18 protein-coding genes and 1 tRNA gene are annotated in these 22,609 nt (G+C 61.8%); 6 read left to right on the forward strand and 13 right to left on the reverse strand.

The annotated features are described in order from the left end of the window. Nucleotides 1-53: 53 nt before the first annotated feature. Nucleotides 54-129 (reverse strand) — tRNA-Ala (locus ATY29_RS04425). A 152-nt stretch (nt 130-281) separates the two neighbouring features. After that, entirely contained in the window at nt 282-665 is a 384-nt protein-coding gene (locus tag ATY29_RS04430) for a TIGR02300 family protein (protein WP_003571261.1), read from the reverse strand. Nucleotides 666-992: 327 nt separating this feature from the next. Here ATY29_RS04430 and cmk point away from each other — a divergent pair, with 327 nt between their 5' ends. Beyond that, nucleotides 993-1,640 (forward strand): (d)CMP kinase, encoded by a 648-nt coding sequence (cmk, locus tag ATY29_RS04440; protein ID WP_025417452.1) that lies wholly within the window; start codon nt 993-995, stop codon nt 1,638-1,640. Between the two features lie 178 nt (nt 1,641-1,818). Further along, complete coding sequence (rpsA, locus tag ATY29_RS04445) at nt 1,819-3,522, forward strand: 30S ribosomal protein S1 (RefSeq protein WP_003571265.1); 1,704 nt, start codon at nt 1,819-1,821, stop codon at nt 3,520-3,522. Between the two features lie 68 nt (nt 3,523-3,590). Here rpsA and ATY29_RS04450 read toward each other — a convergent pair whose 3' ends face one another. The 3 genes from ATY29_RS04450 to ATY29_RS04460 all read right to left on the reverse strand — a co-directional run bounded on the left by ATY29_RS04450 (nt 3,591) and on the right by ATY29_RS04460 (nt 7,010). Then, nucleotides 3,591-5,156 carry a hypothetical protein gene (locus ATY29_RS04450; protein WP_097535307.1) on the reverse strand — a complete coding sequence of 522 codons (1,566 nt, stop codon included), beginning with the start codon at nt 5,154-5,156 and terminating at the stop codon, nt 3,591-3,593. Nucleotides 5,157-5,386: 230 nt separating this feature from the next. Next, a complete protein-coding gene (locus tag ATY29_RS04455; protein ID WP_003571281.1) occupies nt 5,387-6,013 on the reverse strand; it encodes a ribonuclease D in 627 nt (208 codons plus the stop codon). 184 nt (nt 6,014-6,197) lie between these two features. Next, nucleotides 6,198-7,010 carry a MerR family transcriptional regulator gene (locus ATY29_RS04460; RefSeq protein ID WP_003571282.1) on the reverse strand — a complete coding sequence of 271 codons (813 nt, stop codon included), beginning with the start codon at nt 7,008-7,010 and terminating at the stop codon, nt 6,198-6,200. A 166-nt stretch (nt 7,011-7,176) separates the two neighbouring features. Here ATY29_RS04460 and ATY29_RS04465 point away from each other — a divergent pair, with 166 nt between their 5' ends. Together ATY29_RS04465 and ATY29_RS04470 are read left to right on the forward strand one after the other, a co-directional pair. After that, nucleotides 7,177-8,457: a 4-aminobutyrate--2-oxoglutarate transaminase gene (locus tag ATY29_RS04465; protein WP_097535309.1), complete on the forward strand. Its 1,281-nt coding sequence runs from the start codon at nt 7,177-7,179 to the stop codon at nt 8,455-8,457. A gap of 64 nt (nt 8,458-8,521) precedes the next feature. Then, complete coding sequence (locus ATY29_RS04470) at nt 8,522-10,003, forward strand: NAD-dependent succinate-semialdehyde dehydrogenase (RefSeq protein ID WP_097535311.1); 1,482 nt, start codon at nt 8,522-8,524, stop codon at nt 10,001-10,003. Nucleotides 10,004-10,048: 45 nt separating this feature from the next. Here ATY29_RS04470 and ATY29_RS04475 read toward each other — a convergent pair whose 3' ends face one another. Next, nucleotides 10,049-10,258 carry a SlyX family protein gene (locus ATY29_RS04475; RefSeq protein ID WP_025417449.1) on the reverse strand — a complete coding sequence of 70 codons (210 nt, stop codon included), beginning with the start codon at nt 10,256-10,258 and terminating at the stop codon, nt 10,049-10,051. Between the two features lie 535 nt (nt 10,259-10,793). On the opposite strand from ATY29_RS04475, the gene uxaC reads away from it, so the two are divergent. Both uxaC and ATY29_RS04495 read left to right on the forward strand, forming a co-directional pair. Then, nucleotides 10,794-12,209: a glucuronate isomerase gene (gene uxaC / locus ATY29_RS04490; protein ID WP_097535313.1), complete on the forward strand. Its 1,416-nt coding sequence runs from the start codon at nt 10,794-10,796 to the stop codon at nt 12,207-12,209. Next, nucleotides 12,206-13,663: a mannitol dehydrogenase family protein gene (locus ATY29_RS04495; RefSeq protein ID WP_097535315.1), complete on the forward strand. Its 1,458-nt coding sequence runs from the start codon at nt 12,206-12,208 to the stop codon at nt 13,661-13,663. The genes uxaC and ATY29_RS04495 overlap by 4 nt, the downstream gene beginning before the upstream one ends. Before the next feature lie 74 nt (nt 13,664-13,737). Here the strand turns inward: ATY29_RS04495 and ATY29_RS04500 are convergent, their stop codons facing one another. From ATY29_RS04500 to ATY29_RS04530, 7 genes are all read right to left on the reverse strand, one after another. Then, the gene (locus ATY29_RS04500; RefSeq protein ID WP_097535317.1) at nt 13,738-16,188 is read right to left on the reverse strand and encodes a GcvT family protein; all 2,451 of its coding nucleotides are present in this window, start codon (nt 16,186-16,188) and stop codon (nt 13,738-13,740) included. Continuing rightward, nucleotides 16,189-17,064, reverse strand: a complete 876-nt coding sequence (locus tag ATY29_RS04505; RefSeq protein ID WP_097535319.1) for a phosphotransferase — start codon at nt 17,062-17,064, stop codon at nt 16,189-16,191. It abuts the gene before it with no gap. A gap of 115 nt (nt 17,065-17,179) precedes the next feature. Further along, entirely contained in the window at nt 17,180-18,256 is a 1,077-nt protein-coding gene (locus tag ATY29_RS04510) for an ABC transporter ATP-binding protein (RefSeq protein ID WP_025417444.1), read from the reverse strand. A 31-nt stretch (nt 18,257-18,287) separates the two neighbouring features. After that, the gene (locus tag ATY29_RS04515) at nt 18,288-19,385 is read right to left on the reverse strand and encodes a Gfo/Idh/MocA family protein (RefSeq protein WP_003571298.1); all 1,098 of its coding nucleotides are present in this window, start codon (nt 19,383-19,385) and stop codon (nt 18,288-18,290) included. Next, entirely contained in the window at nt 19,385-20,272 is an 888-nt protein-coding gene (locus ATY29_RS04520; RefSeq protein WP_097535323.1) for a carbohydrate ABC transporter permease, read from the reverse strand. Before ATY29_RS04520 ends, ATY29_RS04515 begins: the two co-directional genes overlap by 1 nt. Next, complete coding sequence (locus ATY29_RS04525; RefSeq protein WP_003571300.1) at nt 20,265-21,224, reverse strand: carbohydrate ABC transporter permease; 960 nt, start codon at nt 21,222-21,224, stop codon at nt 20,265-20,267. Before ATY29_RS04525 ends, ATY29_RS04520 begins: the two co-directional genes overlap by 8 nt. A gap of 6 nt (nt 21,225-21,230) precedes the next feature. After that, entirely contained in the window at nt 21,231-22,517 is a 1,287-nt protein-coding gene (locus ATY29_RS04530; protein ID WP_025417442.1) for an ABC transporter substrate-binding protein, read from the reverse strand. Nucleotides 22,518-22,609: the final 92 nt, after the last annotated feature.

Genomic DNA, 22,609 nt, shown 5'->3' on the forward strand with positions numbered 1-22,609 from the left:
CGGCCTAACGGTTTCTCGCGGCTGCGCCACGCGAAGCCCGTAAGGGCGAAGCGTGGTGGAGCTAAGCGGGATCGAACCGCTGACCTCTTGCATGCCATGCAAGCGCTCTCCCAGCTGAGCTATAGCCCCATCAAGGTGGTCCGGCTCAGGGCCGGTCCTGGGATGCTCCTCAAGGCGTGCGCCCTTCGGAGTGGCGGCTTATTACTTCCGGTTTTCGGAGATAGCAAGCCTAAAAAATCCGGCCCGGAGAATTTTTTCCTCACCGGGCCGAAATGCAGTCGTCAGACGTCGTCTTCGTCGCCGGTGACGCCGATGATGTCGCTCATGTCGTCGTCGTCATCGTCTTCGTCAGGCGTGAGGAAGGTATCGTCGTCGTCATCGCCTTCGATTTCGACATCGTCATCGCCCATATCGGGGATGTCGTCGCCGGAAGCAGCTTCGTCGGCATCCTCAAGCGAAACCAGTTCGACTTCGGTGTTTTCGGTATCGACTTCCGCAACCTCGTCTTCCTCGGCAACATCAGCGATTGCCGAAGTTTCCTCGAAGAAGGACAGGGGGTAAGACTTGCCGGTATAAGGAGAAACGATCGGATCCCGGTTCAGATCATAAAACTTCTTCCCGGTTTCCGGATCGGTACGCTTGGTTCCAAGTTCCGCTTTCGCCACTATAAGCCTCGTGAGAATGGCCGAATGCAAGATTCGGCAAATGCCGTTCAAGCCGGCGTTCCATCGGAATTTATAAGCCGGTCCCCTTAATCGCTGTGGCTTCCCATGTCAAAGCCAAACTTTACGATCGGAGCGCCGTGTATTTCCGGCGCCGCCGGATGACCGGCCGGTGGGTTTATGATACCGAGCCGCGGCAGCCGCAGAACCGAGCGAAGACCGTCGCCGGAAAGGACGGCCTTGCGAAGCAAATGCTTCGCCTTTACAAAGGATTACGCGATGCACGGCTTCGCCGGGGGGCCTTTAAGCCCGCAGATCCAGGATGAACGCATGACCACCAAGACATTCACCATCGCCATCGATGGCCCGGCTGCTGCCGGCAAGGGCACGCTTTCCCGCCGCATCGCCGAGCAATACGGCTTCCATCATCTTGACACCGGCCTGACGTACCGCGCCACCGCCAAGGCGCTGCTCGACGCCGGCCTGCCGCTGAACGACGAGGTGGTGGCCGAAAAGATCGCGCGGGAGGTTGAACTCGCCGGATTGGATCGCGATATACTTTCCAAGCATGAGATCGGCGAAGCCGCTTCGAAAATAGCGGTCATGCCGACGGTGCGCCGGGCGCTGGTCGAGGCGCAGCGCAGATTCGCGGCAAAGACGCCGGGAACGGTACTCGACGGGCGCGATATCGGCACGGTCGTCTGCCCGGATGCGCCGGTCAAACTCTATGTGACGGCGTCGGCAGAGGTGCGCGCAAGACGGCGTTACGACGAGATCCTCGGCAAGGAGGCGACGGCGGATTTCGATGCGATTTTCGAAGACGTCAAGCGGCGTGACGAACGCGACATGGGACGGGCCGACAGCCCTTTGAAACCAGCTGATGATGCGCACTTGCTAGATACGTCGGAAATGAGTATAGAAGCCGCGTTTCAAGCCGCACAATCGATCATCGATGCGGCCTTGAGCCGAAATGCCTAAATTCAAGCGATTTTACATGCGCTGACGCATGGATCGCTTCTTAATACAGCAGCCTGAAATTCCGTCCAAGCGCCGGATTGCCTTCGTGAAAGAGGGCGGACTGGGTTCAGGCCCGTTCAACGCAAACCAACCGGCGCATACGTGTCCGCTTCCCTATCCAGGACACGCAGGAGATTTTATGTCAGTAGCTACTCCCTCTCGCGAGGATTTCGCGGCCCTTCTGGAAGAGTCCTTTGCCAAGAACGATCTGGCCGAAGGCTATGTTACCAAGGGTATCGTCACGGGCATCGAAAAGGATGTCGCCGTTGTCGACGTCGGCCTGAAGGTCGAAGGCCGCATCGCGCTCAAGGAATTCGGCGCCCGCGCCAAGGATGGCCAGCTCAAGGTTGGCGATGAAGTCGAAGTTTACGTTGAGCGTATCGAAAACGCGCTCGGCGAAGCAGTTCTGTCGCGCGAGAAGGCTCGCCGCGAAGAGAGCTGGGTCAAGCTCGAAGCCAAGTTCGAAGCCGGCGAGCGTGTCGAAGGTGTGATCTTCAACCAGGTCAAGGGCGGCTTCACGGTCGATCTCGACGGCGCGATCGCCTTCCTGCCGCGTTCGCAGGTCGATATCCGCCCGATCCGCGACGTTACCCCCCTCATGCACAACCCGCAGCCCTTCGAAATCCTCAAGATGGACAAGCGCCGCGGCAACATCGTGGTTTCGCGCCGTACGGTTCTGGAAGAATCCCGTGCCGAGCAGCGTTCTGAAATCGTTCAGAACCTCGAAGAAGGCCAGGTTGTCGACGGCGTCGTCAAGAACATCACCGATTACGGTGCGTTCGTCGACCTCGGCGGTATCGACGGTCTGCTGCACGTCACCGACATGGCATGGCGCCGTGTGAACCATCCGTCGGAAATCCTGAACATCGGCCAGCAGGTCAAGGTTCAGATCATCCGCATCAACCAGGAAACCCACCGCATCTCGCTCGGCATGAAGCAGCTCGAGAGCGATCCGTGGGATGGCATCCAGGCCAAGTATCCGGAAGGCAAGAAGATTTCCGGTACCGTCACGAACATCACCGACTACGGTGCGTTCGTCGAGCTGGAACCGGGCATCGAAGGCCTGATCCACATCTCGGAAATGTCCTGGACCAAGAAGAACGTTCACCCCGGCAAGATCCTGTCCACGAGCCAGGAAGTCGAAGTCGTCGTTCTTGAAGTCGATCCGTCCAAGCGCCGTATCTCGCTCGGCCTTAAGCAGACGCTGGAAAACCCGTGGGCAGCATTTGCCCGCAGCCATCCGGCCGGCACTGAAGTCGAAGGCGAAGTCAAGAACAAGACCGAATTCGGCCTGTTCATCGGCCTCGATGGCGATGTCGACGGCATGGTTCACCTCTCCGACCTCGACTGGAACCGTCCGGGCGAACAGGTCATCGAGGAGTTCAACAAGGGTGACGTCGTCAAGGCCGTCGTTCTCGACGTCGATGTCGAGAAGGAACGCATCTCGCTCGGCATCAAGCAGCTCGGCAAGGATGCGGTCGGCGATGCTGCCGCTTCCGGCGACCTGCGCAAGAATGCAGTCGTTTCCTGCGAAGTCATCGCAGTCAACGACGGCGGTGTCGAAGTGAAGCTCGTCAACCACGAGGACATCACTTCCTTCATCCGTCGCGCCGATCTCGCCCGCGACCGCGACGAGCAGCGCCCCGAGCGCTTCTCGGTCGGCCAGGTGTTCGACGCCCGCGTCACCAACTTCTCCAAGAAGGACCGCAAGATCATGCTGTCCATCAAGGCTCTGGAGATTGCGGAAGAGAAGGAAGCCGTTGCTCAGTTCGGTTCGTCCGACTCGGGCGCTTCGCTCGGCGACATCCTGGGCGCAGCCCTGAAGAACCGCGGCGGCGAATAAGCTTCGCATCCGCTTTGAATTGAAGAACCCGCCGGAGCGATCCGGCGGGTTCTTCATTTTCAGCTTATTTATTCCCAGCCGACCATGCGCTGATAAAGCGCATAAACCGGGTCGGCGGCCGCACCCGGCTGATATGGCGTCGGCTCGGAATCGATCATTCTCGGCGTCCTGCGCTCAGGCGCCGCATTGGCTGCTTCGGCGCCGGCCGCAGCATCCCCAGCGCCGGACTGCGCATGCTGCTGATCTTGCTGCTGCTGATCCTCTTGCTGTTGATCCGGCGGCGCGCCATCGTGGTGGTGCTGATGCTGGTGGCTGGTTTCGCCCGCCGTCTCGTTCGACGGGACATCCTTGGCAAACTGATAAGGCAGCTGGGTATAGGCAAGCCCGTCCGGCATCCTTGCCGCGAGCGGTACATAGGCAGCCTCCGTCACCTCGGAGATCGGCATCATTGGCGGCGGCGCGGCGGTTTCTTTCGGCTGGCGGGCAGCCGCAGCCGCGATGTCCGTTTCCATCGGCGATGAGCGAGGTGCAGCGGCCGGGCGCGCATCGGGTGCGGCGAACTCCGGTGGCTGCCGAGTCAAGGTTTCGGCCGCATCGCTGATGACGGCATCGTCGAGGATCGCATCGATCTCCACGGCCGCTTCGACGGGGCCATCCTCCGGCACGGTTTCGATATCCTGCTCGCGGATGATGGTGACGATCATCTCGGAGACCTCTTCGGTCATCGAAGCGACAATTCCTGTCCAGTTCCGGGGAATGACGGGATCGCCCCTTTCCGACACAGCGCGTGGCTGGATCGCCGGCGTTTCCGGCGCGTCTTCGGCGGCTGTGGCTTTGGCCGGCAGGGTCTGCGCGGCGTCGATTTCCTGCGGCGCATATTCTTCCGGGGCGACCTTGCTTGCCGTTACCGACGCGGCCTGAGCCCGGTTTTCAGATTGCGGCGTTTCCGGATCGGCAGCGTCCACGGTTTCGGCGATCGCGGCTTCCTCGGCGGTCGCCAGAGCCGCGGCCTCGATCGGCGGACTGGCCTGCGCGGACTGCTTGTCTGCCGGCGGGCGCAGGGCGGCAGACGCATGATCCTCATGCAGCTGGATCTCCGGCCGGACCTCAGCGCGCATCGGCGAAGCGTCGTTCTGGCCATAGGAGCGCACGACGGCGCGGGCGGCGAGATCGCGATCCTTGTAGCGGACGATTTCCAGATAAGCGACGATGCGGGCTGCTTCCGGGCCTGCGGGGTTCTTCAGGGCTGCGGCGATCATCCGAAGCGGCAGGCTGTGGCCTTGCTCCGTCAGTTGGCGCTCGGACTCGTCGATCCTGGCTGCCGGCAGCCGCTGGATAGCATCGGCAAGCCGGAAGGCGAAGGCAAGATTGGTCTCGTCCTCGCCGCGATCCAGCGAGATCACGGCGCCGGCGGAATTGATAGCATCCAAAAGGGCTTCGACCATGCGCTCGCGTGCGGCAAGCAGCAGGATATTGAGCTTGCCGGCAATGGCGGAATTCAGGTCAGCGGCCTCGACGGCGTTGACGGGCGCGGGGGCAATGACAGAATGGCCGAGGCCGCCGGCGACGATCGCCGCAGTCTGGCCTTGAGACGAAAAGCTTGCATTGGACGCTGCACGAACGGGAGTCAACATGGCATGCTCCTTTCGTAAAGTGACGATGAAAGCAGGCTCTATTAAAGGACCGCGCTCATCCGGCCCCCTCGCATCCCAGCAGATCCTCCTGTCCGCATGACGCAATACCGGCGTCATCGAAATGCATAAATATTAATGGGAATTTTAGGAAAGAGGCGTTAACGAATCGCTAACGGCCGCGACCAAGCCTGTCCACGGCCGTTGTTCCCCGCAAGTCGCGGGCGATTTCCTCAGCTATGGGCGAAAATATCGGCCTCTTCCCAGCCGAGCAGGTCGAGTTTGGCGCGGGTCGGCAGGAATGCGAAGCAGGCCGTCGCATGGTCGAAGCGGCCGTCGCGAAGCAGGCGTTCCGTCAGCTTGTCGCGCAGCGCATGCAGATAAAGCACATCGGAAGCGGCATATTCGAGCTGGGCCGGAGACAGCGTTTCGGCCGCCCAATCGGAAGATTGCTGCGCCTTGGAGATATCAACGTCGAGCATCTCCTTGAGATTGTCCTTGAGCCCGTGGCGATCCGTATAGGTGCGGATCAGGCGCGAGGCGATCTTGGTGCAGAAGACCGGGTTGGTCGTGACGCCGAAGGTGTGAAAGAGCACGGCAATATCGAAGCGACCATAATGGAAGATTTTCTGATGGGTGGGATCTTCGAGCAGAGCAACCAGATTGGGGGCCTCTTTCTGGCCGGCGGCGATGCGGATGATGTCGGCGGTGCCGTCACCAGGTGAAAGCTGGACGAGGCAGAGCCGATCCCGGCGCGGCACCAGGCCGAGCGTTTCGGTGTCGATGGCGACCGCGCCAGTGTAGCGCGCGGCATCGGCTGCGGAAATATCGCCTTCGTGATAACGTATGGTGGCAGCCATCGGATTGTCTTTCGTTCGGATACTGTCCACTTGCGCTATAGCGCAAAGGCGCAAAGCGCGAAACCGCTTCCTGCTGCTAGAGCGCCTTGCGTCCTCTCGGACGCACAAAGGACGCTCTACCTCTTTTAATCTCCGTATCGTGCTTTCGGAAAATCGATTCCGATTTTCGGGCCGATGCGGGCCGTCAGAATGTCGGCGGCGTGTTAATCCACAAAAGCATGGTTTCGCCATCGTGACGGTTGCGCCAGGAATGATAACGGCGGCTTTCGAAATAGAGTGAATCGCCTGGGCCGAGATCGAAGAACTGATCGCTGTCGAGCACCAGTTCGAGCCGGCCGGAGAGGACATGCATGAATTCCTCGCCCTCGTGGCGATAGGCGCCCTCACTGGCTGCACCCGGCGCCAGCACGAAACGATGGCAGTCCATCATTCTGCGGCCTTCAGCGAGAAGCTGCACCGTCACCCCCGGCGTCGTTTCCGGCCAGCTGCGCCACTCGCCGGCGCGCACCAGCGCCGGCACCTCATCGCTTTCATCGCCGGAAAGGCGGGAGACGGTGGTGCCGTAATATTCGGCGAGGTCGTGCAGCGTCTTGAAGCTGACGCCCTGCGAGGTGCGCTCCAGCGTCGACAGCGTCGAAGCGGTGATGCCAATATCGCCGGCCACCTGATCGAGCGTCTTGCCGCTCGCATGGCGCAGGCTGCGCAGCTTGCGGCCGAGGCCGGTGCCCTGGCCTGCCTCGGCGCCGTCGGCGGAAGGCTCCTCGCCCTCCAGCGCTTCGCGGATGGCCGCCGGATTGAGGCCGCGCTCTACCCGATACCAGGAAATGCGCTTCAGGCGCGCCACATCATCGGCGCTATATTGCCGGTGACCGGTTTGCGAACGGCCGGGAACGAGCAGACCCTGGCTTTCCCAGAGCCGCAGCGTCGAGGCCGAAACACCCGCCAGCCGTGCGGCCTCCGCCACCTTGTAGCGTACCGGCCCGTTCTCGTCGTTCATCCGAAGATATCCCCGATTCCAATTGCCGCGAGCATTTATCAAAACGCGTGATGTCTGAAGCAAAAAATCCCGCTTGTTTTCTTGCAGGAAAAATGTAGGAGTTTTGTAAATGCCTTGCAGAATTTATGCAAGATAATTCTAAACCCTTCAACGCAGGAGCGGATCGATGACCATGACAAGCCTTACAGACCGGAAGAACGCCGCTATTTCACGCGGCGTCGGCATGACGACCCAGATTTATGCCGATCGCGCAGAGAATGCGGAGATTTGGGACAAGGAAGGCCGCCGTTACATCGATTTCGCCGCCGGCATCGCCGTTCTCAACACCGGCCACCGCCATCCCCGGGTGATCGCCGCGGTCAAGGATCAACTCGACCGCTTCACCCACACCTGCCACCAGGTGGTCCCCTATGAGAACTATGTCAGTCTTGCCGAACGACTGAACGCGCTGCTGCCGGGTGACTTCGAGAAGAAGACGATCTTCGTAACGACAGGCGCCGAAGCGGTCGAGAACGCCGTCAAGATCGCGCGGGCCGCAACCGGCCGCTCGGCCGTCATCGCCTTTGGCGGCGGTTTCCATGGCCGTACCTTCATGGGCATGGCGCTAACCGGCAAGGTCGTCCCCTACAAGGTCGGCTTCGGCGCGATGCCGGGCGATGTTTTCCATGTCCCTTTCCCGATCGAGTTGCACGGCATCACCGCCGATCAGTCGCTTGCAGCGCTGAAGAAGCTCTTTGCCGCCGATGTCGATCCGCAGCGGGTCGCGGCGATCATCATCGAGCCGGTGCAGGGCGAAGGCGGCTTCTACCAGGCGCCTGCCGCCTTCATGAAGGCGCTACGCGAACTCTGCGACCAGCACGGTATCCTGCTGATCGCCGACGAGGTGCAGACCGGGTTTGCCCGCACCGGCAAGATGTTCGCGATGGATCATCACGAGGTGGCGGCCGACCTGACGACGATGGCCAAGAGCCTTGCCGGCGGCTTTCCGCTCGCCGCCGTCACCGGCCGCGCCGACATCATGGACGCACCGGGACCGGGCGGGCTCGGCGGCACCTATGGCGGCAATCCGCTCGGGATCGCGGCCGCCCACGCCGTCCTCGACGTCATCGCCGATGAGGATCTCTGCAACCGCGCCAACCAGCTCGGCGGGCGGCTGAAGCAGCGGCTGGAATCGTTGCGCGAGGCGGTGCCGGAAATCGTCGATATCCGCGGACCGGGCTTCATGAACGCCGTCGAATTCAACGACCGGAAGACGGGATTGCCGAGTGCCGACTTCGCCAACCGGGTGCGGCTGATCGCGCTCGACAAGGGCCTGATCCTGCTCACCTGCGGTGTCCACGGCAACGTCATCCGTTTCCTCGCGCCGATCACGATCCAGGACGAGGTGCTCGGCGAAGCGCTCGATATCCTCGAGGCCTCGATGCAGGAGGCGAGCGCGTCCAAGTGACCGCATCGAAACCGCATTCCACGGCTGCCGGCACCGGCAGCCGCATTCCCAATGAGGATATGACATGGCTTTCACCAGCGCACTGACGAAACACGTTCCCTTCTCTTCTCCCTTGCTGCGCGACGCCGGCTACATCAACGGCGTCTGGACATCAGGTGATGCCGCCGGGACTTTCGACGTGCTCAACCCGGCAACCCAAGAGCCGCTCGCCTCGCTGCCCGATATGGGTGCTGCCGAGACGCGGACGGCGATCGATGCAGCCCATACCGCCCAGCCGGCCTGGGCTGCCCGCCCGGCCAAGGAGCGCAGCGTCATCCTGCGCAAATGGTTCGACCTGATGGTCGCCAATGCCGACGAACTCGCGGCGATCCTGACGGCCGAAATGGGCAAGCCGTTCGCGGAAGCGCGCGGCGAGATCCTTTATGCCGCCGCCTATATCGAATGGTATGCGGAAGAGGCCAAGCGTATTTACGGCGAGACGATCCCCGCACCTTCCAACGATAAACGCATGATCGTCATCAAGCAGCCGGTCGGCGTCGTCGGCACGATCACGCCGTGGAATTTCCCGGCCGCGATGATTGCCCGAAAGATCGCTCCGGCGCTTGCCGTCGGCTGCACCGTCGTGTCGAAGCCCGCCGAACAGACGCCGCTGACGGCGATCGCCCTTGCCGTTCTCGCCGAACAGGCCGGCATTCCCGCCGGCGTCTTCAACGTCATCGTCGGCATCGACGGCCCGGCGATCGGCCGCGAGCTCTGCGGCAATGAAAAGGTGCGCAAGATCAGCTTCACCGGCTCGACCGAAGTCGGCCGCATCCTGATGCGGCAATGCGCCGACCAGATCAAGAAGGTCAGCCTGGAGCTCGGCGGCAACGCACCCTTCATTGTCTTTGACGATGCCGATCTCGACGCCGCCGTCGAAGGCGCCATCGCCTCCAAATACCGCAATGCCGGCCAGACCTGCGTTTGCGCCAACCGCCTCTACATCCAGTCGAGCGTCTACGACGCCTTCGCGGCCAAGCTTGCCGCCAGGGTCGCCGCAATGTCGGTCGGCGACGGCTTCACGGCGGGTGTCGAGATCGGGCCGCTGATCGACGAGCAGGGCCTTGCCAAGGTCGAAGACCATGTCGGCGACGCGCTTGCCAAGGGCGCCAAAGTGCTGACCGGCGGCAAACGTATCGACGGCGCCGGCACTTTCTTTGCGCCGACGGTGCTGACCGGCGTGACCCGCGGCATGACGGTGGCGCGCGAGGAGACCTTCGGGCCGGTGGCGCCGCTCTTCCGCTTCGAGACGGCCGAGGATGTCATTGCTCAAGCCAACGACACGGAATTCGGCCTGGCCGCCTATTTCTATGCCGGCGACCTGAAGAAGGTCTGGCGGGTGGCGGAAGCGCTTGAATACGGCATGATCGGCATCAATACCGGCCTGATGTCGTCGGAGACCGCACCCTTCGGCGGCATCAAGCAATCCGGCCTCGGCCGCGAGGGCTCGCGCCACGGCGCCGACGATTATCTGGAAATGAAATATCTCTGCATCGGTGGCGTCTGATCCGTCGCCTTAACCGGACAAGCACGCGGCATCAGCCGCGTGCCGTCAATAATGCGGCGGGCGGGTAATCGCCGGCGCGTCCAGCGACTGTTCCTCGAGCGACAGGAAGCGTTCGGTCAGCCGGTCGAGCTTGGTGCGCATCTGCTCCACGCTCTTCCATTGTTCGGTAAGCTGATCGGAAAGCTCTTCGATCGTCTTCGCCTGATGGGCCAGCATTTCCTCCAGCCGGGTGATGCGGTTCGTCTCGTCGGACATTAGAGCCTTTCCGGGTTAGATTGCAGCATTCTGCCGGAGCAGGTTTTCGTCAGGGCGGAGGCGATTGGCGAAGGGCATATCCCAAGGTACGTCCGAGCCGATCGCCTTTGATCCTGGCTAGAGATGCCCGGCCCACAGGCCGCACCGCTTCGCCATGGCGAAGCGATAAGTGCGTCCGGCAACTTTTAAGTCTTGCAGATTTGCCAGGCAAATCTGCGGGAGGGTTGGCTGAAACGGGCCGCCTGATCGACCGGCCGGCTTGGCCGTAGAGCTTGGCTACGACGCGCGCCGGCCGGTCGACCATCCGACTCCGCTTGAGCCAACAGAATGCTACAATCTAACCCGGAAAAGCTCTAGATCCTCCTATGCCGAAACCGGCAGAACAGATGCTTCTCCCAAAGCGGAAATAGGCCACCGCGTCAATGCTTTCGAGGGCAGAGGCACCCACGCGCAAAACTGAACCGTTTGGTTACTGAAAGACCTTGCCGCGCCTGATGTTGTGGGGTAGGCCCTTATCCATCAGGGAGGAATACTGATGGATGCAGGCAACGGCTTTCTTCATCCGGACCGGCTCTTTCCGGCCGATCCGGCAACTCGGACGATCGCGCGAGACCTCTACGAGACGGTGCGCAATCTTCCGATCGTCAGCCCGCACGGGCATACCGAACCGTCCTGGTTTGCCGACGACAAGCCCTTCGAAGACGCGGCCTCGCTGCTGGTCATTCCCGATCATTATCTCTTCCGGATGCTGCACAGCGTCGGCGTGACGCTGGACGAACTCGGCGTTCCCAAGCTGGATGGCAAGCCGGTGGCGGCGGGCCGCGCGATCTGGCGAACCTTTGCCAAACATTACCACCTCTTCCGCGGAACGCCTTCAAGCCTTTGGGTCGACCATGCGATGTCGGCCGTGCTCGGCTGCACCGAGCCGCTGACAGCAGACAATGCCGATGCGCTCTACGACCATATCAATGCCCAGCTCGCCCTTCCAGAATTCCGGCCGCGGGCACTGCATCAGCGATTCGGCATCGAAACGATCGCGACGACGGAGGGCGCACTCGACCCGCTGGCGCATCACCAGAAGCTGGCGGCCGACGGTTGGATCGGCAAGGTGCGGACCACCTACCGGCCGGATAGCGTCACCGATCCGGACGCCGTCGGCTTCCGCGACAATCTCGTCAAGTTTGGTGAGATCACCGGTGCCGATGTGACGCGCTGGGACGGGCTGATCGAGGCGCATCGGCGCCGGCGCGCCTATTTCCGCCAGTTCGGCGCCACCGCGACCGATCACGGCGTGCCGACTGCCTTTACATCAGATCTGCCGCTTGCGGAAAAACAGGCGCTGCTCGACAAGGCGCTGAAGGGACCGCTCTCGGCTGCCGACGCGGAGCTTTTCCGCGGTCAGATGATGACCGAGATGGCCGGGCTTTCGGCCGAGGACGGCATGGTGATGCAGATCCATGCCGGCTCGAGGCGCAATACCGACAGCGGTCTGTTTGCGACCCGCGGCCCGAATATGGGCGCCGATATCCCGACGCGCACGGACTGGGTCGGCGGCCTCAATGCGCTGCTGTCCCGGTACGGCCATGCGCCGGGTCTGCGTATCCTGCTGTTCACGCTCGACGAGACGACCTATGCTCGGGAACTCGCGCCGATGGCCGGCCATTGGCCCTGCCTGATGATCGGCCCGCCCTGGTGGTTCCACGACAGCCCGCTCGGCATTCGCCGTTATCTCGACCAGGTGGTGGAAACCGCGGGCTTCGCCAATATGGCCGGTTTCAACGACGATACGCGGGCGCTGCTTTCGATCCCGGCACGCCATGACGTCTGGCGACGCGAAGTCTGCCGCTTCCTCGCCGGGCTCGCCGCCGAGCACCGGATTTCCAAAAGGGAAGCCGAGATCGTGGCGGGCGAACTCTCCTATGGCAATGCAAAGAAGGCCTACAAGCTGTGACCGAACGACTGCAGACCCTTTCCGGCCTCGCCCCGACGGCGAAGCTTCCCGCCTATGACCGCAGCCGGCTGAAGAGCGGCATCCTGCATCTGGGTCCCGGCGCCTTCTTTCGCGCGCACTTCGCGCCATTTACGGATGGCGCGCTCGCAGCCGCAGGCGGCGACTGGGGGATCGAGGTGGCAAGTCTGCGCACTGCCGATGTTGCCGACAATCTGACTGCCCAGAACGGGCTTTATACGACGTTGATCCGCGACACTTCAGGCACCAAGGCTGAGGTGATCGGCTCGATCCTGAAGGCGCATGTGGCGCCGCGCGATCCCGCCGGCCTGCTGGCGCGGCTCGAAGATCCGGATATCCGCATCGTCAGCATGACGGTGACGGAAAAGGCCTATGGTTTCGATCCGGCGACCGGCGGCCTCGACCTCAAACATCCCGATATTGTCGCCGATCTCGCCAACCGGCATGCGCCGCGCGGCGTCATCGGCTATCTCGTCGAAGGCCTAGCGCGCCGCCGGCAGAAGGGCATTGCGCCCTTTACGCCGCTGAGCTGCGACAACCTGCCGAGCAACGGCGCCGTGCTGAAGCGTCTCGTGCTGGAATTCACCTCCCGCATCGATGCCGAGCTGCATCGCTGGATCGAAGCGAATGTGCCCTTCCCGTCGACGATGGTCGACCGCATCACGCCGGCCAGCACCGACGCGACCTATGCCGATGCCGAACGGCTGACCGGCCGCACCGATCTGGCGGCGATCGAGACCGAGCCTTTTACCCAATGGGTCATCGAAGACCATTTCGCCAATGGACGGCCGGCCTGGGAAAAGGTGCGCGGCGCGTTGATGGTCGAAGACGTCTCGGCTTATGAAAAGATGAAGCTGCGGATGCTGAACGGCGCCCATTCGCTTCTCGCCTATCTCGGTTATATCGGCGGCTATGAATTCATTCGCGACGTGATGGATGATGAAGCCTTGGCAGCCCTTGCCTACCGGCACATGCATGCGGCCGCAAGAACGCTCGATGCGGTCCCCGGCATCGATCTCGACGCCTACGCCAGTGAATTGATAGCGCGCTTTGCAAACAAGGCGATCGCCCATCGCACCTATCAGATCGCCATGGACGGCACGCAGAAACTGCCGCAGCGGCTGCTCGAGCCGGCCTGCGAGGCGCTGGCGCATGGCGACCGGGCAGAAACCTATGCGATCGCCGTTGCGGCATGGATGCGTTATGCGCTAGGCGAACACGGCAATGGCGAACGCTACGAACTGCGCGATCCGCGTGCGGCGGAGATCGCCGCGCTGATCGCCGATGTGCCGCGCACCGGCCCGGCGATTTCGGCGGCGCTGTTTGCCCTCCCCGGCCTTTTCCCGGCGGCTTTGACCAGACATCGGGCTTGGACGCAGGATGTGTCGGACAAGCTGGAGATTTTGATTCAGGACGATCGGTTGCCGTTGTTTTAAGAAGCGTGAGGTCTTTTCAGTAGAAGAGAGGGGGTGCCACACGGCACGCCCTCTCTTTGCGTCACTTTGTGTGCTCAGCCCTTCACCCGCGCCATATCGGGATCATAGAGCGGCGCCAGCGACACCTTGCAGGGGATGCGCTCCCTGGCGACATCGAGCTCATAGATGCCGGAGAGGATGAAATCCTCCGTCACGCCATCGGGATTGCGGACGTAGCCGTAGCCGATCGGCTTGCCCAGCGTGTAGCCGAAGCCGCCGCTCGATAGCCAGCCGACGCGTTTACCGTCGCGATAGATGGTTTCGCGGCCGAGCAGCACGGCATCGGGATCGTCGGGAACGAAGCAGGCGAGGCGCTTCTTCACACCGCCCGCCAGCTGCCGCTCGATCGCCTCGCGGCCGCGGAAGGAAATGTTCTTCTTGATTTTCACCGCCCAGCCGAGGCCGGCTTCAATAGGTGTATGGTCGGGACCGATATCGGAACCCCAGGCGCGATACCCCTTTTCCAGGCGGCAGCTTTCGATGGCGCGGTAGCCGGCATTGACGAGGCCGAGCTCGCCGCCAGCGGCCATCAGCAGGTCATAGACCGTGGTCGCATATTCGATGGGGATATGCAGTTCGTAACCAAGCTCGCCGACATAGGTGATGCGCAGCGCCCGCACCGGGCAGCCCGCTATGCCGATGGTTCTGACCTGGTTGAAGGGAAAGGCCGCATTCGAGACGTCGCTGCCGGTCACCTTTTCCAGCACGGTGCGCGCATTCGGCCCCATGAGTGACAGCACGCAATAGGCTGAGGTAACGTCGACCAGTTCGGCATGCCTGTCTGCCGGAATATTGCGTGCGATCCAGTTGAAGTCATGGGTGGCGAAGCCGGTGCCGGTGACGATATAAAATTCGTCCTCGGCGATACGGGCGACCGTCAGGTCGCATTCGATGCCACCCTTGTCGCTCAGCATCTGGGTGTAGATGAGCGATCCCACCGGCTTTGCGACATCGTTGGAAGCGATCCAGGAGAGCGCCGCCTCGGCATCCCTGCCCTTCAGCACGAATTTGGCAAAGGAGGTCTGGTCGAAGATGGCCGCCGCCTCACGCACGGCCTTGTGTTCGCGGCCGACGGCCTCGAACCAGTTCTGCCTGGTATAGCTGTAAATATCCCTCGGCTCCTCATTGGCGAAGAGATCGGCAAACCAGTTCGGCCGCTCCCAGCCGAGTTTTTCGCCGAAACAGGCGCCCTGCGCCTTCAGCCGGTCATAGAGCGGCGACTTGCGGCAGGGGCGACCGCTCGCATATTCCTCGAAGGGGAAGGCCAGCGTGTAGTGTTTGCCGTAGGCTTCCAGCGTGCGGGTGCGCACCCAGTCGGTATCGAAATGCGGACGGCCGAAGCGGCGGATGTCGACCGGCCAGAGATCATAGGGCGGCTCTCCCTTCGTCACCCATTCGGCAAGCGCCATGCCGGCGCCGCCGGCAGACGCGATGCCGAAGGCGTTGAAGCCGGCGCCGACGAAGAAATTCTTCAGCTCCGGCGCCTCGCCGAGAATAAAGTTGCCGTCTGGCGTGAAACTTTCCGGGCCGTTCAGCAGTTGCTTGACGCCGACATTTTCCAAAGCCGGAACGCGGCCGAGCGCCTGCTCCATGATCTGCTCGAAATGGTCGAAATTGCTGTCGAGCAGCGTGTAGTGGAAACCTTCGGGAATGCCTTTCTCCGCCCAGGCAATCGGGTTCGGCTCATAACCACCCATGACGATGCCGCCGACCTCTTCCTTATAATAGGTCAGGCGATCGGGATCGCGCAGCGTCGGCAGGTTGGAAGGAACGCCGAAGGATTCGGTAATGATGTATTGATGCTCGACCGAGACCAACGGCACGTTGACGCCGAAGCGGGCGGCAAAGGCGCGCGTCCACTGACCGGCGCAGACGACGACCCGCTCGCATTCGATGCGGCCTTGCGCCGTAACGACGGCGCGGATCTCCCCCTTGTCGATTTCGAGATCGAGAACCTCGGTGTCCTCGAAAATCCAAACGCCGGACAAACGGGCGCCCTTGGCGAGCGCCTGGGTGATATCAGAGGGGTTGGCCTGGCCGTCTGTCGGAAGGAACGCCGCGCCGACGAGATCGTCTGTTGTCATCAGCGGCCAGAGATCGAAAGCCTCCTGCGGCGTCAGCAGCTGCATTTCAAGGCCGAAGGATTGGGCGGTGGTCGCCTGGCGTTTGACCTCCGTCCAGCGCTCCTCGTTGCAGGCAAGGCGCAGGCCGCCATTCATCTTCCAGCCGGTGCCGAGGCCGGTTTCCTCTTCCAGCCGCTTGTAGAGATCGACGGAATAACCGAGCAGCTGGGTGATATTAGCGCTGGTGCGCAGCTGGCCGACCAGGCCCGCGGCGTGGAAGGTGGTACCCGAGGTCAGTTTCTTGCGCTCCAAGAGGACGGTATCGGTCCAGCCGAGCTTGCCGAGATGATAGGCTGTCGAGCAGCCGATGATGCCGCCACCGATGACCACGGCTTTCGCCGTCTTCGGTAATTGTCTCGTCATTTATCGATCCTGTTCAAAGGCTTGATAGGCGCGTTCGAACCGCGCGAGATTTTCGGCCGTATAGGCGGCGTAATCGAAATCGATAGTGGAATGGATCTCCGAAATCATGCTCCACAGCGTCTCGCGCAGCAGCGAGGCGCATTTCATCGCGGCGTAGCGTCTGCTGAGATCATCGGTCAGCGGCCGGTCGAAATAGCTCTCGAGCATGCTGCGCTCAGCCGCGTCCGGGAACTCGTTGTTGGAGGCCAGTCCGCCGAGATCAAAAAGCGGGGTGTTGAAGCCGGCATAGTCCCAGTCGATCAGCCACAGTCGTTTGCCGTCGTCGAGAAAATTGGCGGCCAGCAGGTCGTTGTGGCCGAAGGCGATCTCGAACGGCCCTGCCGCTTGTTCCAGCGTTTCGGCCCTGGCGATCAGCGCCGGCAGCAGCGGCAGATAGGGGCTGGCGGACTCCTTCAGACTGGCGGCGTAATCGCGGATGACATGGAACACCCAGAAGATCATCGCCTGGCCGCGGAAATGCCTTGCGATATCATGGTGGCAGGCGCGCACCAGCGGGATGACACGGGCGAGCGTCTCCGGCGCCCTGATATCCTCCGGCGAAAGCGCCCTCGCCTCGATATAGTCGAGCACGAGCACGCCGGGCGAATGGTGGATGACGGCGGGGGATATTCCGGCGGCATGCGCCGCATGACTTGCGGCAAGCTCGTTCTGCCGGCTGATGTGATGGATCGGGATATCGGTGCCGAGTCTCACCACGCAACGCGCCACGGCATCGCTGACCAGATAGTTCCGATTGGTGATGCCGCCTGAGATCGGCGAAATTTCGATCGACCCCTGCCAGATGCCGAGCGCATGAATCCTATCTTCAGGCGTCATGCTATCCCCCTCGCCTTCTCAAAATGATGGGGCAGAGGAGGATCGGCTGTCAAGCAGCTACAGCGCCGCGCGTCTTTTCCAGACGCGCAAAGGACGCTGTAGGACTTTGAATTGTTTAGATCGTCTTGCCCGAGCCATCGAAGACGTGGCAGCGGACCGGATCGAAGAAAGTGGTGACGTTGGTGCCGCGCTCGACCTTCTGCTGGCCGTCGAGCGCAACGGTCAGGAGCTGGTTATCCGGCGTCGTGGTATAGAGCATGGTGGCGCCGCCGAGATTTTCGACAAGGTCGACGTTGACGGTCGAGAGCGTGATCGCGCCTTCGGCCAGCGAAAGATGCTCGGGACGGATGCCGAAGGTGACCTCCTGGCCGGCTTCGCCTTTCAGCCGGCGCGGCAGGTGGACGGAATTGCCGCAGACATGGATGCTGGTCTCAGTCTCGCCGACCTGCTCGATGCGGGCCTTCAGGAAATTCATCTTCGGGCTGCCGATGAAGCCGGCGACGAAACGGTTGGCCGGATTGTTATAGAGATCGAGCGGCGCGCCGACCTGCTCGATACGGCCGGAGTTCAACACGACGATCTTGTCGGCCATCGTCATGGCTTCGACCTGGTCATGAGTGACATAGATCATCGTATTGCCGAGGCTGCGGTGCAGGCGGGAGATCTCGACGCGCATCTGCACGCGCAGTTCGGCATCGAGGTTCGACAGCGGCTCGTCGAACAGGAAGATGCGCGGCTCGCGCACGATGGCGCGGCCGATGGCGACACGCTGGCGCTGGCCGCCGGAGAGCGCCTTCGGTTTGCGTTCCAGCAGCTTCTCGATCTGCAGGATCTCGGCGGCGCGCTTCACCTTTGGCTGGATATCGGCCTTCTTGTAACCGGCCGTCTCCAGGCCGAAGGCGAGGTTCTTGTAGACCGACATATGCGGATAGAGCGCATAGGACTGGAAAACCATGGCGATGCCGCGCTTGGCCGGCGCCACCTCGTTCATGCGCTCGCTGTCGAGCAGCAGCGCGCCGCCAGAGATCTCCTCGAGGCCGGCGATCATCCGCAGCAGGGTTGATTTTCCGCAGCCCGAGGGACCGACGAAAACGACGAATTCGCCGGGATCGATCGTCAGGTCGATGCCATGGATTACATCCATCGCGCCGTAGCGCTTCTCGACCTTCTGAAGAACGACACTGGTTGCCATCTTCCCAAAACCCTCTCGTTTTATTTATCGGTTACTTGGTTCTTGCGCGCCAATCGGCGTATTTCGGACTGTCGGGACCGACCGGCAGCGGCACGTCGGCGCCGCTGTCGGAAGACTGGTAGATGGCGGTCACCAGTTCCAGCGCCCGGCGGGCATCCACCGTCGTCACCGGCAGCGGCCCATGGCCGCTGAGGAAGGCGTGGAACTGGCCCATCTGGGTGGTGAAACGCGGCGCGACCGGCTGCCAGTCGGCAATCACCCGGTCGATCTCCTCTCGCACGTCGTCATTGGCAGCGATGATCTTCCAGGGATCCTTGCCGGGCGTGTAGGGCTCGTGACTGCTTTCGAAGGTGACATTCTCGAAATGCAACCTCAGCCGGCTCAATTGTTCCTGCGAACCCAACGTGCAGGACAGCGAGACAAAGGCGCCGTTTTCCATCAGCAGGCTGGCGGAGGCGCAATCCTCGACTTCGATATCGTTGACGCGGGTGGCGACACGGCCAAACACCCTTGCCGCCGGCCCCATCAGATGCATCATCATATCGTGCAGATGCAGCGCATGGGTGACGAGCACGCCGCCGAGTTCGGTGGCCCATTTGCCGCGCCAGGGCACGGCGTAATATTCCGGCTTGCGCAGCCAGAAGGTTTCGACCGACGCCGTATAGGCTTTGCCGGCAATACCGGCGTCGATGATCCGCTTCGCCTTCTGGATACCGTCGCCGTAGCGATATTGGAAGATCGGCATCAGCACGCCAGGAGCGGCTTTTTCCGCTTCCATGATGGTATCGACGGCGGCTAGCGAGCCGGTCAGCGGCTTCTCGCAAACGACATGTTTACCGGCAGCGAGCGCTGCAACCACCTGTTCCAGATGAATGCCGGGCGGCGTGCAGATATCGATGATGTCGATCGTATCGTCACCCAGCAACTCCGCAAAGGAGGTGGTGCGCCGTTCGATGCCGAACTCCTCGCCGACTGCAGCCAGGCGCTGCTCGTTCAGGTCGCAGATCGCCACGACCTTGAACTTGTCGGAATGCGGCAGGTAACCCTCGACGATATGCGAGCGGCCGATACCGCAGCCGACGATCGCGACCGTCTTGATGCTCATGTCATTCTTTCCCATTGCCGCCATCAACGCTTCATGCCCGTCGTGGCGATGCCCTCGATCAGCAAGCGCTGGAAGAAGAGGAAGAAGAAGAAGACCGGCACGAGCGTTAGGGTCGACATGGCGAACAGGCCGCCCCAATCCGATGCGCTGGTGGAATCCACGAAGGTCCGCAGGCCGAGCTGGATCGTATAGGTGTTCATGTCGTTGAGGTAGATCAGCGGACCGAAGAAATCGTCCCAGGTCCAGATGAAGGAAAAGATGGCGGCCGTCGCCAGAACCGGCAGCGACAGCGGCAACATGATCTTCCAGTAGATGCGCCAGGCGCTGCAGCCATCCATCATCGCCGCCTCGTCGAGTTCGCGCGGGATGCCGCGGAAGAATTGCACCATGAGGAAGATGAAGAAGGCATCGCTTGCCAGGAACTTCGGCACGACAAGCGGCAGGATGGTGTTCACCCAGCCGAGATCGAGGAAGAGCACATATTGCGGGATCAGCGTCACATGGTAGGGGATCATCAGCGTCCCGAGCATGATCGCGAACCAAAAGTTCCGGCCGGCAAAACGCAGCCGCGCAAAGGCGAAGGCCGTCAGCGAACAGGCGATGACATTGCCGGCCACCACCAGCAGCGAGATGACCAGCGAATTCCAGAAGAACCGGCCGAAGCTGACATCGAGGCCGACCCAGCCGCGCGCATAGGAAGAGAAATCGATCGACGACGGGATGAGCGAGGTCGACGAGAAGATCTCGGTTTCCGGCCTCACCGATGCCGAAACCATCCATAGCAGCGGATAGAGCATGAGCAGCGAAGCGGCGATCAGCAAGACGTGGATGACGAGCGACGCCGGCAGGCTGCGTTTGGTGATATCGGATGGCGGCCTGGCCGCGGTGACGGAAGCGGTCATCTCAGTCATCGTAGTGCACCCAGTAACGCGAGGTCAGGAAGGAGAAAGCGGTGAAAACGGCGATGATCAGCACCAGGATCCAGGCGAGCGCCGAGGCATAACCCATGCGGAAATTGCCGAAGGCTTCCTGATAGAGGTAGAGCGTGTAAAACAACGTCGAATTGATCGGCCCGCCGGTGCCGCCTGATATGATGAAGGCCGGCGTGAAAGCCTTGAAGGCATCGATCGTCTGGACGACGGCGTTGAAGAAGATGACAGGTGTGAGCAGCGGCAGGGTGATCTTGTAGAATTGCCGGAATTTCGAGGCGCCATCGAGGCTTGCGGCCTCATACATATCCTGCGGGATCTGGCGCAGACCGGCCAGGAAAATAATCATCGGCGAGCCGAACTGCCAGACGGACAGCGCCACAAGCGTGTAAATCGAGTAGTTCGGATGCGAGATCCAGCTCGGACCTTCGATGCCGAAATGCGAGAGCGCCGCGTTGACGAGGCCATCACTGGCGAAAAGCTGACGCCAGAGCACGGCGATCGCCACGCTGCCGCCCAGCAGTGACGGCAGATAGAATATGGCGCGATAGATCGGCAGCCCACGCAGGCCGCGGTTCAGCGCCATGGCGACCAGCAAGGCGAATGCCAGTTTGAACGGCACCGAGAGGACCACGTAGGTCAGGGTAACGTGCATGGCGGCCGAGAATTTCGGATCCGCCGTGGCGATGCGCACGTAGTTCGCGAGACCCACCCACCGCGGCGACTGGAGCATGTCGAAGTCGGTGAAGGAGAGATAGAGCGAAATGAGGGCCGGCCCGAGCGTCAGCCCGAAAAAGCCGACGAGCCATGGCAGCAGGAAGAGATAGCCGGGAGCATTGGCGTTCCAGAGACGTTTGAAGCGTCCTTCGGCCACGGCCCCCTGATAGCTTTCCACGGATATGGCCCCTGCGGGCGTGCGCATCGCATTGCTCATACGGGATCAGCCTCTTGCGAGAATCTGCGTGATTTCCGTGACAAGCTGTTTGCCGCCATCGGAAGGAGATAGCTGTCCGAAGCCGACCTGTTCGGCGATGTTGCGCAGCATCAGCTCGCCTTCACCGGCGCCAGCCGGCGGCGGCGGCGGCAATTTGCCGGCGAGGTCGCCAAGGCCGCTGACATAGGCGAGCGCGACCTTGCCGTTTTCATCGAGTTTTGCCGCAACGACCTCGCGCATGGCAGCCGATTCCGGAATGCCGCGTTCGACATCCAGGAGCAGCACCGCCTCAGGGTTCTTGACGAAGAAGTTGATGTAATCAACCGCCTGATCCACCGATTTCGACTGGGCCGAAACCGAGAAGAACATCGAAGGCTTGCGATAGTGGCCACCCTTGGAATCCGGCTTGACGCGCATGTAGTTGGTGAGCGCCAGCTTGTCCTTGTTCATGGCCTGATAGGCGACGAACTGGTTGGAATGGGCAAAACCGGCGGCCGACTTGCCGAGCGAGACGGTGTTGGTTTCGATATCGTTCTTATCGAGAGCCTGGATATCGGCGGGAACGCAAGCGCCGGCCTCACGGAACTTCGCCCACATGTCGTACCATTCCGAGGCGTCCTCCACCGCGAAGCCAATCTTGCCGTCGGCGGTATAAAGCGCTTTGCCGCGCTGACGCAGCCAGTTCTCGAACAGCGGTTCAGCGCCGCTGCCGTCGGCGAGGCCGAACATGCCCTTGCGCTTGCCGGCCTTGGTGATCTCCGCACCCATACGGGAGAATTCGTCCCAGGTGGTCGCCTGGGTCGGAAGATCGACGCCGGCCTCCTTGAAGGCGGTGGTGTTCAGGACTGTCGCTGCCGAATTCGCCCCGAGGCTGACGCCATAGAGATGGCCGTCGACACTGCCGCCTTCGATCTGCGCCTTGTCGAAATCATCGAGATTGAGCTTTGCCGGCATATAGGATTCGAGCGGGGCGAGTGCGCCGCGCCGCGCATATTGAACGATATAGCGATAGTCCATCTGGATGACGTCGGGCGCATTGCGGCCGGCGACCTGTGTCGCAAGGCGCGGCCAATAATCGCCCCAGCCGAGGAATTCGCCGGTAATCGTCGTGCCCGGATTCTTCGTCTGATAGAGTTGCGAGACCTTGTTGGTGCGGTCGGCGCGCGGCTGCGAGCCCCACCACAGGAGACGCAGGCGCGCTTCCTGTGCAAAAGCGCTGGTTCCCAGCGCCGCGAGCGAAAGGAGCGTGGCTCCTCCCGCAACGAAATTACGTCTGCTTACACGTAGGCTCATTTTTTCCTCCTCCAAAGGGAAGCGCCTCCACACGCTTCCGAACCAGTCACACTTGCATAAATAACTAATTGGTTACAAGCTACGAGCAAAGC

Origin of the sequence: Rhizobium hidalgonense, from assembly GCF_002914525.1 — a bacterium.
GTDB lineage: Bacteria > Pseudomonadota > Alphaproteobacteria > Rhizobiales > Rhizobiaceae > Rhizobium > Rhizobium hidalgonense.

Coding starts and splice junctions, on each gene's coding strand:
- cmk (WP_025417452.1), top strand. CDS start 993: ATGACCACCAAGACATTCACCATCGCCATCGATGGCCCGGCTGCTGCC.
- rpsA (WP_003571265.1), top strand. CDS start 1,819: ATGTCAGTAGCTACTCCCTCTCGCGAGGATTTCGCGGCCCTTCTGGAA.
- ATY29_RS04450 (WP_097535307.1), bottom strand. CDS start 5,156: ATGTTGACTCCCGTTCGTGCAGCGTCCAATGCAAGCTTTTCGTCTCAA.
- ATY29_RS04455 (WP_003571281.1), bottom strand. CDS start 6,013: ATGGCTGCCACCATACGTTATCACGAAGGCGATATTTCCGCAGCCGAT.
- ATY29_RS04460 (WP_003571282.1), bottom strand. CDS start 7,010: ATGAACGACGAGAACGGGCCGGTACGCTACAAGGTGGCGGAGGCCGCA.
- ATY29_RS04465 (WP_097535309.1), top strand. CDS start 7,177: ATGACCATGACAAGCCTTACAGACCGGAAGAACGCCGCTATTTCACGC.
- ATY29_RS04470 (WP_097535311.1), top strand. CDS start 8,522: ATGGCTTTCACCAGCGCACTGACGAAACACGTTCCCTTCTCTTCTCCC.
- ATY29_RS04475 (WP_025417449.1), bottom strand. CDS start 10,258: ATGTCCGACGAGACGAACCGCATCACCCGGCTGGAGGAAATGCTGGCC.
- uxaC (WP_097535313.1), top strand. CDS start 10,794: ATGGATGCAGGCAACGGCTTTCTTCATCCGGACCGGCTCTTTCCGGCC.
- ATY29_RS04500 (WP_097535317.1), bottom strand. CDS start 16,188: ATGACGAGACAATTACCGAAGACGGCGAAAGCCGTGGTCATCGGTGGC.
- ATY29_RS04505 (WP_097535319.1), bottom strand. CDS start 17,064: ATGACGCCTGAAGATAGGATTCATGCGCTCGGCATCTGGCAGGGGTCG.
- ATY29_RS04510 (WP_025417444.1), bottom strand. CDS start 18,256: ATGGCAACCAGTGTCGTTCTTCAGAAGGTCGAGAAGCGCTACGGCGCG.
- ATY29_RS04515 (WP_003571298.1), bottom strand. CDS start 19,385: ATGGCGGCAATGGGAAAGAATGACATGAGCATCAAGACGGTCGCGATC.
- ATY29_RS04520 (WP_097535323.1), bottom strand. CDS start 20,272: ATGACTGAGATGACCGCTTCCGTCACCGCGGCCAGGCCGCCATCCGAT.
- ATY29_RS04525 (WP_003571300.1), bottom strand. CDS start 21,224: ATGAGCAATGCGATGCGCACGCCCGCAGGGGCCATATCCGTGGAAAGC.
- ATY29_RS04530 (WP_025417442.1), bottom strand. CDS start 22,517: ATGAGCCTACGTGTAAGCAGACGTAATTTCGTTGCGGGAGGAGCCACG.